This window comes from Nocardia terrae, from assembly GCF_009760405.1.
Taxonomy (GTDB): Bacteria; Actinomycetota; Actinomycetes; order Mycobacteriales; family Mycobacteriaceae; genus Nocardia; species Nocardia terrae.
The window spans coordinates 297,392-312,014 of the sequence record NZ_WRPP01000003.1 but is presented as its reverse complement, the minus strand read 5'-3'; the positions used below and the strand labels follow the sequence as shown (position 1 = coordinate 312,014).

Genomic DNA, 14,623 nt, shown 5'->3' with positions numbered 1-14,623 from the left:
CTTCCGGGACATGGATGCCTTCGAAACCCACGACCCGATGGCAGGTGAGCGGTTACCGCTTCCTGGTCCGTCGCATGGAGCACGCCCTGGTCCGCAGGGACGTGCGAATGCTGCACGATCCCATGCGCTCACAGTCGCGCGCGTTCACCGCCGGACTCATTCTCGCGTGTGTCGCACTGGCGGGTTGCGGAGTGTTGGCTCTGCTGCGGCCACAGGACAAGATCGGGTCCAACAAGATCCTCATCGGCAAGGACACCGGCGCGGTCTACGTGGTGCTCGACAATGTGGTGCATCCGGCCCTGAACATCGCCTCGGCCCGGCTGGCCGCGGGCGACGCCGCCAAGCCCGCGACCGTCAAGGAATCCGAGCTGTCCAAGAAGCCGCGCGGGCAGCTGATCGGCATCCCGGGCGCGCCGACCTCGCTGAATTTCGACGCGGGCAGCGGGCGGACCTGGACCGTGTGCGACGCGCTGTCCAACGACGGCAGCCGCAACCTCACCACCTCGGTGCTGGTCGGCGATCTCACGTTGGCGGACAAGGCTTCCGCCCTGGCGTCCGGCAAGGCGCTGCTGGTGCAGGGCCGCGACCACACCTACCTGATCTACGACAATGAGCGCGCCCAGATCGACCTGAACGACCGCGCGGTGGTCGACGCCCTCGACATTCGCGGCCAGACCCCGCGCCCGATCAGCGAGGGCCTGCTCAACGCCATCCCCGAGGTGGTGCCGCTGGTCCCGCCGCGCATCGAGAACGCCGGCGCCGCACCGGGTTACCCGCTGGGGGACCACCGCGTCGGCGATGTGGTGCAGGTCCGCACCGACAGCAAGTACTACGTGGTGCTGCCCGACGGCCTGCAGGCCGTGTCGCCCATGACCGCCGACGTCATCCGCAACACCTACCGTTCGACGGCCGCCGACACCTACATCGCGCAGGCCGACCGCACGAGCGCGCCGGTGTCCTCGGCGCTGCAGGTGTCGAACTATCCGGACAGGGCCCCCGCCCTCGTGGACGGCAAGGACCAGCCCGTCGACTGCCTGTCCTGGAAGCCGCTCACCTCCGCCGACACCTCCGACGGCAGCAAACACGCCGAACTCTCGGTGCTCACCGGGCACGCCATGCCGATTCCGGACCGCGCCAAGCTGGTTCCGCTGGCCCAGGCCGACGGCAGCGGACCGAATGTGGACAGCTTCTACCTGAAGCCGGGCGCGGGCGCGTACGTGCAATCGACCGGCATCGAGCCCGACAGCCAGCGCCACGACAGCCTGTTCTTCGTCTCCGACTACGGCGTCCGCTTCGGCATCAAGAACCTGGACGCCGCCAAGGCGCTGGGTATGGACCCGGAGAAGGTGCGACCCGAACCCGCGCCCTGGCCGATCCTCGGATTGCTCGCGCCCGGGCCGACCATGAGCCGTGAGGCCGCCATGGTCGCCCACGACGGGGTGGCCCCGGATCCGAGCCCGGCCAAGGAGCCGGTGAAAACCCAAGCGCCCAGCGCGAACTGAGTCGGTTCTTCGTAGCCGAACCGGCCAACTGGTTTCGTGCCGATCGGGGTAACTCCCCGGGTACGCCCAAAATGGTTTCGACGACCGATCGGTGGCACGGATGCATGATGGTCGACGGCCCTCAGCCGTCCGCTAAAGGCGCGGAGAAGCGGGGGAGTCGCCGAATCGGCGGCGCAGGGGGAACGAGGCGAGGAAGCCGAGAACCAGGAGCAGCGCCACGACTCCGGTACCGATCAATGCCACGTCGCGTGCGGTGTTGTCGGGTGCGGCCGGTGGCTTCGGGAGCGGCAGTTGCTGATCGCGTGGTCCGGCGGGAAGCTTGGGCGGCAAGTTGTTTCGCACCTGATCGGACAGGGCCGCGACGGGATCGACGGTGCCGTAACCGATGTAGGGATTCCAGCCCTCGCCGGAGGCATGCGCGGTGGCCTCGATGCGTTCGATGACGTCGGGTGCGCGCATATCGGGGAATCTGGAGCGCACGAGCGCGGCCACACCCGACACCTGCGGTGCGGCGAAACTCGTTCCGCTGTAAGGCGTCACCTGCCCCTGATTGGTGACCTTGGCGGTGGTCAGCCCGGTATTGCGGGGATCGAGCGAGACGATGTTCTCGCCCGGCGCGGCCACACCCATCCAGGGCCCGGGCACGGTGAATTTCGAGGGCTGGCCGAACGCGTCCACCGAACCGACCGACAGCACGTAAGCATCCCACCAGGCGGGGACCACATACGAGTTGACGTGATTCCACGGATCGTCGGTGGGGTGCAACGGATCCAGGCCCGGATTGCTCGCCTTGCAGGTGTCGGTATTGCCCGCCGCCGCGACGATGACCACGTCCTTGACCTCGGCCGCGTACTGCACCGCCGCGCCGAGCGCCCCCATCTCGGCGCTGGTGGGTTCGCTGGTGGGGCAGGCGACCAGCGAGATATTGATGACCCGCGCGCCCGCGTCGGCGGCCCGCCGCACGGCCGAGGCCAGCGCGGAGATCTTGCCGTAGCCGTCGGGCATGTCGTCGGGCCCCTTCTCCTTGCCCGCGCCCTTGGTCTGATACAGCGCACTGGTCTGGCGGATGGTCATGATCCGCGCCTCCGGGGCAACCCCCGCGAACCCCTGCCCGTCGACCTGGGTGGCCGCGATCAGCCCCGCCACGATGGTGCCGTGCGCGTCGCAGTCCTCGGTCCCGTCGCCGCCCGCCGCCACGTAATCACCGCCCGGAACGAGACCCGGCAGCCGGGGATGCGGCGAGACGCCGGTATCGATGACCGCCACCAATTGCCCTGCGCCCCGCGAGAATTGCCACGCGTCCGGCAGATCGAGTGTGCGTTGCGTCGGCGGAATGGTCGGCCCGTCCCCGCCCGCCTGCGTACTGAAGCACGGCGAGTTCGCGGGATGCTCGGTCTCGGTGGGCGGCACGGCCGGACCGCCCGGGGGCAACAGCCCCGCGTCGATGGGCGGCGGCCGGTCGGCGGCCGCGGTGCCGGGCACCGAACCCATGCCGAACGAAACGCTCAGCGCCAGTACGAATGCGGCAGATGCCGCATGAAAGCCCCTGGTGCCCACTCGGTCACAGCCCACGCACGAGTGTGTAGAGGTCGGTCACCCAGAACGTCAGCGGTACGACCGCGGCGACGAAGGCGTATTCGAGCAGCTCGACCGCTCGGCGCATGGGCGGGGTGGCCTGTTGGCGGGGCACGATGATGCCCAGCACCAGCGCCGCCGCGAAAAGTGCCAGCGCCACACCGAAGATGGTGAGCGGCTGGCGTTGGGTGAGTGCCGCGCCGATGAGGACCAGCAGCACGATGGCGGTGCCGCCCGCGATCAGGACCACGGCTTGTTCGGCGCCCGCGTAGGTGCGGCTGCGGAACAGGAGGACCACGGCGCACACCAGGGCCAGCGCCAGGCCGGCCCAGTACGGGCTGTCGGCGGTGGGATCCACGGCAGCGACCGATCCGGCCACGACCACGACGGTGGTGGCGGCGACCAGTCCGGCCAGATATTCCCGCGCCCGTTCGGATTTCGCGCGCAGGACCTCCATCGAGGGCAGGGCCCGGTGGTCGTCGGGATCGTCCTCGGTGGGGTCGATGGGCGTTCCGGGGGCGGGGACCGGCGGCAGCGGCAGCTTGGCCAGCAGCATGGAAAGCCTTGGGGCCAGCGATAATCCGGCAAGGCCCAGGGCCGCCGCGCCACCGCCGATGGCATGGGCGGACACTCCCGTCAGCATGCCCACCAGGGCGGCCGGGATCGCGTAGACGGCCAGTGTGGTCGCGCCGATGAACAGGCCCGGTCCGACCCCGCTCACCCGCCACGCCAGAATCGCGGTGGCTCCGGCCAATACCGCGCCGAGCAGTGCGTTGGGCCAGCCGTAGTGGTCCGGGACGAACAGCATTCCGGCGCTGAAGGCGGTGGGCAGTGCGCAGCCGCCGAGGAGCAGGGCGCTCGCGTGATCGCGGTACATGCGGCTGAGGACCATGCTCGCGGTGACCAGCAGCAGGGTGACGAAGGTGGCCACGATGCCGCTGACCCAGCCGGGGATGGCGGTGGGCGCGGCCAGCAGGCCGAAGCAGCCGACCAGCATGATGGCCACGGCCAGCACGGAACCGGTGAGGCGGGCCGTGCGCGGGGTCCAGCCCTTGAAGTGGTCGGCGTCGGCGATGGCGACGTTGTACATGATGTCGTCGAACAGCGGCGTGGGCGCGATGTGCTCGGCGCTCTCGAGCATGAGCAGTTCGCCGTCGCGCACGCCCTGCTCGGACAGGCTCAGAGAATTGGAGAACGGCGGCTGGCCGATGCGGGCGAGCACCCACTCGTGCGGCTCGAACTGCTCGCCGTCGGTGTCGAAGTCGTTGACGCGATTGTGCTGATCGACCATGTCGACCACGCTCGGGATGACCAGCGCCACCGGCACATCGACGGGAATGGCCATGTCGACCTGCGTGTGCTTGGCCAGAATGGTGACTCGCGCCAGGTCGGGCGCGCGGACGGTGCCCGATTGATTGGCGCGGAGTTCATCGAGATGGTCCGTACGCGACTGCGTCACGCCCGTAATGTACGGCATGATGGTTGCCGTCCGTACACTCAGGCCGTATGTCAGCCGGATTCGATGGGTGATTTTCAGCGATGAGCACCGTTCGGTTCCAACGCCGTCCCCGCCGGGAGATGCCCCGCTCGCCCGGCGGCGAGGTGACCCTGCAGCCGCCGCCGGAGATCCCGCGGGCGGTTCCGGCCAATCTCTTCTCGAAGCTCATGCCCGTGGTGATGGGTGTCGGCATGCTCGGCATGGTCGCGCTCATGATCACCTCCGGCAGCGGCATAGCCACCAATCCGATGAGCCTCATGTTCCCGATGATGATGGTGTTTTCCATGGTCGGGATGTATGCGGGGCAGGGCGGCAAGGGGCAGAAGGCGGCCGAGGCGAACGAGGACCGCAAGGACTATCTGCGCTATCTCGATCAGGTTCGCAAGGACGTAGAGGAGACGGCCGGGCAGCAGCGGGCCGCGGTCGAGTGGAGCCATCCCGAGCCCGGGCTGATCTGGATGCTGGCGGGGACCACCCGGATGTGGGAGCGCCGGCCGGGGGACAAGGACTTCTGCCACGCCCGCATCGGGCTCGGTAGCCAGAGACTTGCTACGAGACTGGTCGCCCCGGAAACTGGGCCCGTCGAGGAACTTGAACCCATCGCCGCGGTCTCGCTGCGGCGCTTCGTGCGCACCCACTCCACCGTCCCGGATCTGCCCACCGCCATCGCGGTGAAGGGCTTCGCCAGCGTCCAGCTCACCGGCGACCGCGCGCAGGCCCGCGAGATGACCCGGGCCATGCTGCTGCAGCTGGCCATGTTCCAGGGCCCGGACCAGGTGCTGATCGCGGTGGTCTGCGGACCCGACACCGCCCGCGAATGGGAATGGGTCAAGTGGCTGCCGCACACCCAGCACCCGGACTCCCAGGACGGAGTGGGCAGCGGGCGCATGGTGTACGGATCCATCCGGGAGGCGCACGCGGACCTGAACCCCTTGCTGTACAACCGGGTTCGATACTCGCGCAATCAGCCGCCCAACCCGAACCTGACCCAGATCGTGCTGGTGGTGGACGGCGGGCTGCTCGAGGCCGAGGAGGATCCGCTGCGCGAGACCGGGTTCGAGGGCGTCACCGTCGTCGACCTGTGCGGGTACGCGCCGCGGCTGGCCGCCTCCCGGGGCATCCAGATGGTGGTGGAGAACGGCGAGTGCGCCGGGCGCGGAGCCTCCGGGGTGATGGAGCGCTTCGCCGTCATCGACCGCATCACCGCCAAGGAGGCCGAGCAGGCGGCCCGGCGGCTCGCGCCCTACCGGGCCGCCGCCCAGCGCGCCGCCGAGGCGACCGGCGACGAGGGCGAGGTCATTTCGAGTTGGTCGCAGCTGTTGAGCCTGGGCGATGTCGGGGCCTTCGCTCCCGAGGCGGCCTGGAAGCCGCGCTACGGGCGCGAGCGGCTGCGGGTGCCGTTCGGCGTCGGGGCCGACGGGCTGCCGGTCGTCCTGGACATCAAGGAGGCGGCCGAGGGCGGCATGGGCCCGCACGGGCTGTGCATCGGCGCGACCGGCTCGGGCAAGTCGGAATTCCTTCGGACGCTGGTGCTCTCGCTCATCGCGACGCACTCGCCGGATCAGCTCAACTTCGTGCTCGTGGACTTCAAGGGCGGCGCCACCTTCCTCGGGCTGGAAGGCGTCGCGCACGTCGCGGCCATCATCACCAACCTGGAGGAAGAGGCCGATCTGGTCGACCGCATGCGCGACGCCCTGGCCGGTGAGATGAACCGCCGCCAGGAGCTGCTGCGCGCGGCGGGCAACTTCGCCAATGTCTCCGAATACGAGAAGGCCCGCGCGGCGGGCGCGGACCTGGATCCGATGCCCGCGCTGTTCGTGGTGCTCGACGAATTCTCCGAATTGCTCTCGCAGCACCCGGATTTCGCGGAGTTGTTCACCATGATCGGCCGCCTGGGCCGGTCGCTGCACGTGCATCTGCTGCTGGCCTCGCAGCGGCTGGAGGAGGGGCGGCTCAAGGGGCTGGAGAGCCACCTGTCCTACCGGATCGGCCTGAAGACGTTCTCCGCCAATGAATCCCGGCAGGTGCTCGGCGTGCCCGATGCCTACAACCTGCCCAACAATCCCGGTGGCGGCTACCTGAAATCGGATTCCGGCGAGATCCAGCGGTTCCAGTCCGCCTACGTCTCCGGGCCCTACCTCGGCGGCGGCTCGTATCGGGAGGTCACGGTCACCTCACAGTCCGCCGAGACCGATACCGTCGCACGGCCGTTCACCGCCGCGCACGTGGATTTCCGGGCCTCCGACCGGATTCCGCCGCCCGAACTGCCGGAGCTGATCGAGGAGCCCGTCGACACCGATCAGATCTCCAACCTGCAGATGCTGGTGTCGCGGGTGCGTGGCCACGGCCGCCCCGCCCACGAGATCTGGCTGCCGCCGCTCGGTGAGGCCCCGACCCTGGACGAACTGCTGCCGCGCTCGATTCTGACCGGTGACTGGAATCCCATTGCGGCGCTGCGGGCCCCGATCGGCATCGTCGACCGGCCCTACGATCAGCGCCGCGATCCCATGGTCGTGGACCTGTCCGGCTCGCGCGGCAACGCGGCCGTGGTCGGCGGTCCGCAGTCCGGCAAGTCGACCGCGCTGCGCTCGCTGGTCATGGCGATGTCGTTGACGCACACCGCCGAACAGGCGCAGTTCTATCTGCTGGACTTCGGCGGCGGCACCATGGTCGGCCTGGAAGGGCTGCCGCACGTGGGCGCGGTCGCCAGCCGGATGGAAGAGGACAAGGTGCGGCGCACCGTGGCCGAGATGGTCGGCATCGTGCGCCGGCGCGAGGCCGAGTTCCGGCGGCTGGGCGTGGAATCCATGGCCGAGTTCCGGCGGCTGCGCGCCACCGATCCCGGAGCCGACCACACCGCCGCCGGGGTGCGCGAGGATCCGTTCGGCGACGCCTTCCTGGTGATCGACGGGTACGGCGCGTTCCGCCAGGAGTTCGAACAGCTCGAGCAGACCGTCATGAACCTCACGGTGCAGGGCCTTTCCTACGGCGTGCACGTGGTGCTGTCGCTCAACCGCTGGGCCGAGGCGCGCCCCGCGCTCAAGGATCAGATCGGCACCCGCATCGAGCTGCGGCTCGGTGATCCCATGGACTCCGACCTGGGCCGCAAGTTCGCGGCGCTGGTCCCGATGGGCCGTCCCGGCCGCGGCATGACCGCCGACGGTCTGCACATGCTGACCGCGCTGCCCCGGGTGGACGGCAACTCCGATCCGGCGAGCCTGGGAACCGGTGTGGCACAAGCGGTCTCGACCATCGCCCAGTTCACCCCCGGCCGCCCCGCCCCCGCGGTGCGCATGCTGCCCGAGCGGCTGCCGCGGGAAGAGCTGCTGCGCATGGCCGGTGACTGGCCGTCCCAGCTGGACCGCTCCCAGGCGTGCCTGCGCTTCCCGCTCGGCATCAACGAATCCGCCCTGGCCCCCGTCTATCTGGATCTGGCCGCCAGCCAGCACTTCGTCATCATCGGCGACTCCGAATCCGGCAAGACCACGGTGCTGCGCGCCCTGGTCCAGTCCATCTGCGCGTCCAACACCCCCGACCAGGCCCGCATCATCATGGGCGACTACCGCCGCACCATGCTCGGCACCGTCCCGCAGGGCTACCTCGCCGGCTACGGCACCACCGCCCCCCAGTTCACCCAGAACATGGCCGACCTGGCCGCCTATGTCACCCAGCGCATGCCCGGCCCCGACGTCACCCCCCAACAACTCAAGGACCGCTCCTGGTGGCGCGGCCCCGAGCTCTACGTGATCGTCGACGACTACGACCTGGTGGCCAACGCCAGCGGCAACCCCCTGCACGCCCTCGTCGACCACCTGGCCCACGCCCGAGACCTCGGCTTCCACGTCATCCTCGCCCGCCGCTCCGGCGGCGCGGGCCGAGCCATGTACGAGGCCACCCTCAACCGCCTCAAGGAACTCAACTCAGCCTCCCTGATCATGAGCTGCAGCCGGGACGAGGGCACCCTCTTCGGCAACACGCGCCCCTCCCTGATGCCCCCCGGCCGCGGCACCTACGCCACCCGCGCCGGCGAGGACCTCATCCAAACCGGCTGGCTCCCCCCAGCCGACGCGTAACCCCGTTGAGTGGGACATCCTCGAGGCGTTTGTCTTGTGAACGCGAGTGGCCCCGGCAATGGTTGCCGGGGCCACTCGCTGTGAAATTCTGCTACCTAGAACAGCCCCGCCAGAGCGGTGTCCTTGGCCTGCAGCTCCGCGTTGCCCGTGCGGACCAGGGTGGCCGCGCCGTTCAACGTGGTGTTGAGCTGCAGCACATGCTGGTTCCACATGCGCTGGAGGTCGGCGAACGCGTCATTCGCGTCACCCTTCCAGTTGTTCTGGACGAACTCCTCGACGCTGCGGTGGAACGCCTCGAGCTGGTCGCGAATGGTCTCCGCGCGGCGGAGGATCGAATTCGCGCCGTCGGCGACGCCTTCGAAATGGGCGGAGATGATCTGGCCGTCTGCTGCTGCCATGGTGAATTCCTTTGCCAAAGTCCGAAAAGAGGGAAGCCGGGGTCGGTTAGACGGCCGGGAGGTCGAGGCTCGAGATCTGCGCGTTGACCTTGGACTGGTAGTCCTTGTCGTGGTCCTCGTAGTTGGAGCCGACCTTGATCAGATTCTCGGCGGTCTGCATCAACTTGTCGTTGAGCTTGTCGGCCTGGAAGTAGTAGCGCTGCATGAACGCGTTGAACGCGTCGGCGGCGCCGCCACGCCAATTCGATCCGGCGACCATGCTGTCCTCATCGCGCTTGAGATCGGCGATGGCGTGCATCAGCATGTCGTGCGTCTTCTGGAACTCCTGGGCCTTGGCCTGGATCAGATCATTACTGGCTTCGAATGCACCGGCCACGGTGCCTCCTTTCGATTCGCGGGCGGACGACCCGTTCGCAGTGATTGGACGCAGGTCACGCACCCGCGGTTCCACCCCTGTTACAGCTATTCGTCAGCACACTATCCAAGGATCGGTACCGCTGACCAGTGGTAACCGCGAATGGGTGACAACCTCCACGCGAGAGGAAGGTCACAAACCGCTCACCAGGTGCTATTCGCCAACAATGCGTACTGGGCGGCCGCTCGCTGATGGGCGTCGGAGAGTTGGTCGGATTCGACCGAGGCGGCGTACTGGCGGTAGCTGACCATGCACTTGAACCGCTTGACGGTGCTGCTCCGATTCTGGTCGGTGGTCTCGCCGCATTTCGTATTCGGGACTCCGGCGGGCGCGTCCGCGACGCCCGAATAGCCGCGTTCGAGCGCGGCGGCCGACAAACGCTCGGCGGCCTGCGCATCTCGCGTACGGAAGAGCATGCTGATGCCGTCGTAGGACGCGCCGGTCGTGGTGAATCGATCCATTCCGGTATCGGTGATCACGCCACGCCAGAAATCCTGATCGCCAACACGATTCAAGAATCCACGCGGCTCCGCGACCGCCTGATCGGAGAAATCGGGTCCGAAATAGACCTGGGTCTCGAGGGTCCGTCGCAGCATTCCGTCCGCGTCGAAGGGCAGTCGCAGCACACCCATCATGTCCAATGGCGGCAAGGAATCCAGCAGTGGGAGTTGGGCGTCGTAGAGTTTCTCGGTCAGGGCCGTCAATGTCGACAGGTCGGGATCGCTCGCCCCGAGATAGACGTCCACGACATAACTGCCGTGCGCGATAGTCGAGCCGATACTCGCCACACCGGGGCGCCAATGAGTGTGGGCGTCCGGGTATTTCGTCATCGGGACGCGCTGGTTCACATCGGCCGCCACATCGAAGTCGGCGGCCTCCAGTTCCGTGGCGGCCTTCGACGCCATTGCGGCATCGGGGAATTGCATCACCGTGACGGTGGTGAAGGCGCTGCCATCGGGCGTGTCGCCGTTCTTGTCCGCCTGTTTCGCGCTGTGTCCCACGGCGACGCCGAACATCATCTTGTCGGCGTCGAGGATCGGCGCGGTGACCTTGGCCAGGGTCTGGGTGGCCCCGTCCGAGCTGCTGAAGCCATGGGAGCCGGTGCCGTACTTGAACTGGGGGTCGATGTCCGCGCCGTTGACCAGGTGATCGGCGAGCCGCTGCTCCGCCAGGCTCGTGCTCTTCATCTTGCTGGGGTAGTACTCGTAGCGCATGTCCAGCGGGTCGGTGGAGTACTTGCCGACATCCAGTGTGCGGACATCGATTTCGCCGGGGCGGGCGCTGCCGGAGACGGTGCTGCCGCATCCGGCGACCGCGGCGGCGGTGAGCGCGAGCACGGCGGTCACTCGAAGTCGTTGCGAGAGCATGATTTCCCTTCCCGCCTCAGTGTTCCGCGTTGACGAGCATGGCGTACTGCGCGGAGATGCGCTGCTGGGCATCGAGGAGCTGGCCCGTCGCCACCTCGGCGGCGAAGCGCCCGCGCCTGACATAGCAGTAATAGGTCATCGAGTTCGGCACCGGTCCGATGTACTTGCGGCACTGCGCGTTCGGCAGGTTCGCCGGTGAGTCGGCGGGGCGGAAGACGCGGGAGGTCTCGCTGCGCGCGGCCACGATCGCATCGGCTCCGGCGGCGTCGCGAGCCCGGTAGACGGTGGCGCCGTTGAACGCCACCCGGTCGACGCCCGCCTTGTCGAACAGGGCCGCGGCGTCGTCCTCGGGGAAGAGTTGCAGGCCGCCGTGCCGGTCGTAGACGCCGGGGATGCCGCGCTCGTTTCGATCGTCGTTCACCGTCGGCAGCGTGCGCCCGAGAACACCGTCCAGATCGACGGGTTGTTCGGTCAGCTGATCCTGCGGGAAGACCGGAATCTTCGCGAGGGCGGGCGGGATGGCGTCGAGGCCGAGTTGTGCCCGGGCCAGCAGCTTGGCCGGGTCGCTCATCCCGGATTGGGCCATCATGTCGTCCCAGATGTAGGTGAACAGCACGAATCTGCCTGTGGCGTACCAGGATCGGACCAGGGCGTTGAAGTCGTACTGGGTGTCGAGGTAGACGAACGCGTCCGGATATTTGTCGATCCGCAGGCGCTGACTGCCCGGGACGGCGTCGAAGTCGGCCTGGCCGAGCGCCTGGGCGGCGGTGGTCGCCGCGGCGTCGTCGGTGAACTGCAGGACGACGTTGGAGTACTCGTAGCCCAGGCCGGGCGCCTTTTCCGAGTTGCCGGTCGTGACGAATCCCGAGACGAATCCCGGGGCCGCGGCCGCGAGGACGTCCGGTTTGGCGTTGACGCGCAGTTTCATTGCGCCGGAACCGAAATCGATGAACGGGCGGATCGCGCCGTTGATAGCCGCCGCCGGGTACTTGACCTCGGGATTCACTTCGGACGGCAGCGGAATGTAGTTGGCCATCCGTTCTGCCTGCACGGCCCGGGCCAGATCCGGGTTGTCGGCCTTGCCGTAGTGCTTGGGCTGGGTGGGCAGGTTGCCGATATCGAGTTTCGTCAGGTCGACGACCGGATCGGGCGGTGCCGCCGCCGGACCCGGACCGCTGTCCGAGCCGCACGCGGTGACCAGCGCCGCCGACAACACCAGGGCGGCTGCCGCCGCCGTCCGCCTCACTATGCGCATAGTTCCCCTCCCAAGGCTTGCGACCGGGCCACCCTAACGGTTACCAGGTGCTGTTCGCCAAGAGCGCGTACTGGGCGGCCGCCCGCTGGTAGACGTCGGAGAGCTGGTCGGAGTCCACCGTCGCGACGTAGCGGCGGTAGGTGATCGCGCACCGGAAGCGCTTCTTGTCGTTGAGGGTGTCCTGTTTGCCCTCGCCGCATCGGGCGTCGGGGACCTTCGGCGGGGCGTCGACCTGGCCCGGGTACAGGGGTTCCAGGATGGTGCTCCAGAGCTTGCGCGCGGCCTCCGGATCGCGAGCGCGGAGCAGCATGGTCGAGCCCTCGAAGGGCATGCCGCTCAGGGCGAAACGGTCCACGCCGTTGTCGGAGAGCACTCGCCGCCAGTGGTCCTGATCGCTCACCTGGTGCAGGAGTCCGCGTTCCCCGGAGGCGAATTGGCTTTCGTTGTCGGGTATTCCGAAACCGTCGACGTTCAGGGTCTGGCGCAGCATGCCGTCCGGATCCCACGGCAGGCGCAGAATGCCCTCGCGGTCGAGGGGTTTCAGCGCATCCAGCAAGGGCAGCTGCGCGTCGTAGACCTTCTGGGTGAGTTCGGTGAGCGGCGCGAGGTCGGGGTCCTTGACCGCGACCATGGTGTTGACGACATAGGACCCGTGGGCGAGGAATGACCCCAGGGTCGGGATGCCAGGCCGCCAATGGGCGTGGGCCTCGGGATATTTCGCCAGCGGGACCGGCTGATTGATATCGGCCGCGACCTGGAAGTCGACGCTCTCGAGGTCGGCGGCGGCCTTGGTCGCCGCCGCCGCGTCCGGGAACTGCATGACGACGGTGAGCGTGTGGACGCTGTCGGGCGGCAGGTCCCCGTCCTCGGTCTTGGGCCGGTCCACGCTGCCGGCCGCGAAGCCGAACATCATGCCGTCGGCCTCCAGCACCGGCTGGGAGACCTTGGCCAGGATCTGCGCGGCGTCCTCGGCCGCGTCGAAGGCCTTCGAGCCGGTGCCGTACTTCAGGCGCGGATCGATCTCGGGACCGGTCGCCACCTGGGATTCGAGCCGCATCTCGGCGAGGATCGTGCCGTTGGACAGGCTCGGGTGGTAGTGGTACCGGGTCTCCAGCGGATCGGTCACGTAGTTGCCGACATCCAGTGTGCGGACATCGATTTCGGCGGGCCGAGCGCTGCCGTCGACATGCGATCCGCATGCGGTCAGCGCGGTGGCGGCCAGCGCGAGCGCGGCCCATCGAATACGCCGTGTCAGCATGCGATTCCCCCGGCCCTTCACTTCGCGTTGACCAGCATGGCGTACTGCGCGGAGATGCGCTGCTGAGCGTCGAGCAGCTGGCTCGCCGAGGACTCGGCGGCATAGCGGTCGTGCCAGACGAAGCAGTAATAGGGGATGGCACCCGCTTCGGGCCCGGTGTACTTGCGGCACACCGCGTTCGGCAGGCCCTGCGGCGAGTCGACGCGCACGTAGGTCCGGCTCAGCTGGCTGTGGTTCGCCACGATCTTCGCCGCACCGGCCGCGTCGCGGGCACGGAAGAGGAACTCGCCCTTCCACGCGACGCGATCCACGCCGGCCTCGTCCATCAGCTTGATCTCGTCCTCGCCCTGGAGCAGCTGCAGCGCGCCGTGGCGGTCGTAGACCCCGGGTATGCCCGCCTGCGCGGGGTCGTCGACGACCGTCTGCAGCGCCCGCCCGATCACGTGATCGGGATCGATGGGCAGATTCTGCAACCGGTCCTGCGGGGTGGCCGGGAACTTGGCGACGGCGGGGGAGATGGCCTCGATGCTGTGCTGGACGTGCGACACCAGTTTGGGCAGGTCCCGGGTCCTGATCGCATCCATCACATTGTCGTTCACGTGGGTGTAGATGACGTATCTGCCCGTGGCGTACCAGGATTGGAGCAGTCCGGCCGCGTAGTGGTCCGGATCCTCGGTCAGGTACGCGAAGGCGTTCGGGTACTTGTCGATCGACACCCGCTGATGTTCGGCGGAGGCGTCCAGGTCGACCTGCCCCAGCGCCTGTGCGGCGTCGGCGGCCGATTTCTCGTCACTGAACAGGAGCACGACATTCTCGAGCTCATAGGACAGCTCGATGTCCTTGTCCGACTTCCCGGCGATCAGATAGCCGGAGGTGAACCCCTTCGCGGCGGCGTTCATCGCGCCCGGGTCGGCGTCCATCCGCTTCGTCATGGCCGCCGAGCCGAAATCCATGAAGGGCCGCACCGCCGAACTCCAGGGATTGGCCGGATATTTCACCTCGGGCTCGATCTCCGAGGGCCACGGCAGGTAGTCGGCCAGCCGCTCGGCCTCCAGAAGCCTGCCCTGATCGAGGTTGACGGCATTGCCGTACACCTTGGGCGCGGTCGGCAGATTGCCGGTGTCCAGCTTGGTCAGGTCGATCGCCGGCTCGGTCGGCTGGGGCGGTGACGCGGCATCGGAACCGCACGCCGCGGCGCAGGCCACCACGGTCGTGATGGCCATGGCCCAGGCCGCGCGTGCGAGTTTGTGCATGATTCCCCCGGATCCGACGAACGATCGCG

The 14,623-nt window shown here is 68.2% G+C and carries 10 protein-coding genes; 2 read left to right on the top strand and 8 right to left on the bottom strand.

Translation table 11 applies throughout. The annotated features are described in order from the left end of the window. Positions 1 to 14: 14 nt before the first annotated feature. A complete protein-coding gene (gene eccB / locus GPX89_RS16850; protein ID WP_157388509.1) occupies positions 15 to 1,502 on the top strand; it encodes a type VII secretion protein EccB in 1,488 nt (495 codons plus the stop codon). Between the two features lie 132 nt (positions 1,503 to 1,634). Here eccB and mycP read toward each other — a convergent pair whose 3' ends face one another. Together mycP and eccD are read right to left on the bottom strand one after the other, a co-directional pair. Further along, entirely contained in the window at positions 1,635 to 2,993 is a 1,359-nt protein-coding gene (gene mycP / locus GPX89_RS16845) for a type VII secretion-associated serine protease mycosin (protein WP_198347476.1), read from the bottom strand. Between the two features lie 70 nt (positions 2,994 to 3,063). Next, complete coding sequence (gene eccD / locus GPX89_RS16840; RefSeq protein ID WP_328601924.1) at positions 3,064 to 4,536, bottom strand: type VII secretion integral membrane protein EccD; 1,473 nt, start codon at positions 4,534 to 4,536, stop codon at positions 3,064 to 3,066. A gap of 80 nt (positions 4,537 to 4,616) precedes the next feature. Here eccD and eccCa point away from each other — a divergent pair, with 80 nt between their 5' ends. Next, positions 4,617 to 8,648, top strand: a complete 4,032-nt coding sequence (gene eccCa, locus GPX89_RS16835; RefSeq protein WP_157388507.1) for a type VII secretion protein EccCa — start codon at positions 4,617 to 4,619, stop codon at positions 8,646 to 8,648. Between the two features lie 95 nt (positions 8,649 to 8,743). On the opposite strand, the gene GPX89_RS16830 is transcribed toward eccCa, so the two are convergent. From GPX89_RS16830 to GPX89_RS16805, 6 genes are all read right to left on the bottom strand, one after another. Further along, on the bottom strand, positions 8,744 to 9,046 hold the full coding sequence (locus GPX89_RS16830) for a WXG100 family type VII secretion target (protein WP_157388506.1): 303 nt from the start codon (positions 9,044 to 9,046) through the stop codon (positions 8,744 to 8,746). A gap of 46 nt (positions 9,047 to 9,092) precedes the next feature. Further along, positions 9,093 to 9,422: a WXG100 family type VII secretion target gene (locus GPX89_RS16825; protein WP_157388505.1), complete on the bottom strand. Its 330-nt coding sequence runs from the start codon at positions 9,420 to 9,422 to the stop codon at positions 9,093 to 9,095. Positions 9,423 to 9,604: 182 nt separating this feature from the next. Further along, entirely contained in the window at positions 9,605 to 10,807 is a 1,203-nt protein-coding gene (locus GPX89_RS16820) for a DUF7373 family lipoprotein (protein WP_157388504.1), read from the bottom strand. Positions 10,808 to 10,844: 37 nt separating this feature from the next. Then, complete coding sequence (locus GPX89_RS16815; RefSeq protein WP_157388503.1) at positions 10,845 to 12,083, bottom strand: DUF7373 family lipoprotein; 1,239 nt, start codon at positions 12,081 to 12,083, stop codon at positions 10,845 to 10,847. Positions 12,084 to 12,123: 40 nt separating this feature from the next. Then, positions 12,124 to 13,341 carry a DUF7373 family lipoprotein gene (locus GPX89_RS16810; protein ID WP_157388502.1) on the bottom strand — a complete coding sequence of 406 codons (1,218 nt, stop codon included), beginning with the start codon at positions 13,339 to 13,341 and terminating at the stop codon, positions 12,124 to 12,126. A 17-nt stretch (positions 13,342 to 13,358) separates the two neighbouring features. Then, a complete protein-coding gene (locus GPX89_RS16805) occupies positions 13,359 to 14,594 on the bottom strand; it encodes a DUF7373 family lipoprotein (RefSeq protein ID WP_157388501.1) in 1,236 nt (411 codons plus the stop codon). Positions 14,595 to 14,623: the final 29 nt, after the last annotated feature.

What these genes read in the sequence shown, in the direction of transcription:
- eccB (WP_157388509.1), top strand. Translation starts at nt 15, where the DNA reads ATGCCTTCGAAACCCACGACCCGATGGCAGGTGAGCGGTTACCGCTTC.
- mycP (WP_198347476.1), bottom strand. Translation starts at nt 2,993, where the DNA reads ATGGGTTCGGTGCCCGGCACCGCGGCCGCCGACCGGCCGCCGCCCATC.
- eccCa (WP_157388507.1), top strand. Translation starts at nt 4,617, where the DNA reads ATGAGCACCGTTCGGTTCCAACGCCGTCCCCGCCGGGAGATGCCCCGC.
- GPX89_RS16830 (WP_157388506.1), bottom strand. Translation starts at nt 9,046, where the DNA reads ATGGCAGCAGCAGACGGCCAGATCATCTCCGCCCATTTCGAAGGCGTC.
- GPX89_RS16815 (WP_157388503.1), bottom strand. Translation starts at nt 12,083, where the DNA reads ATGCGCATAGTGAGGCGGACGGCGGCGGCAGCCGCCCTGGTGTTGTCG.
- GPX89_RS16810 (WP_157388502.1), bottom strand. Translation starts at nt 13,341, where the DNA reads ATGCTGACACGGCGTATTCGATGGGCCGCGCTCGCGCTGGCCGCCACC.
- GPX89_RS16805 (WP_157388501.1), bottom strand. Translation starts at nt 14,594, where the DNA reads ATGCACAAACTCGCACGCGCGGCCTGGGCCATGGCCATCACGACCGTG.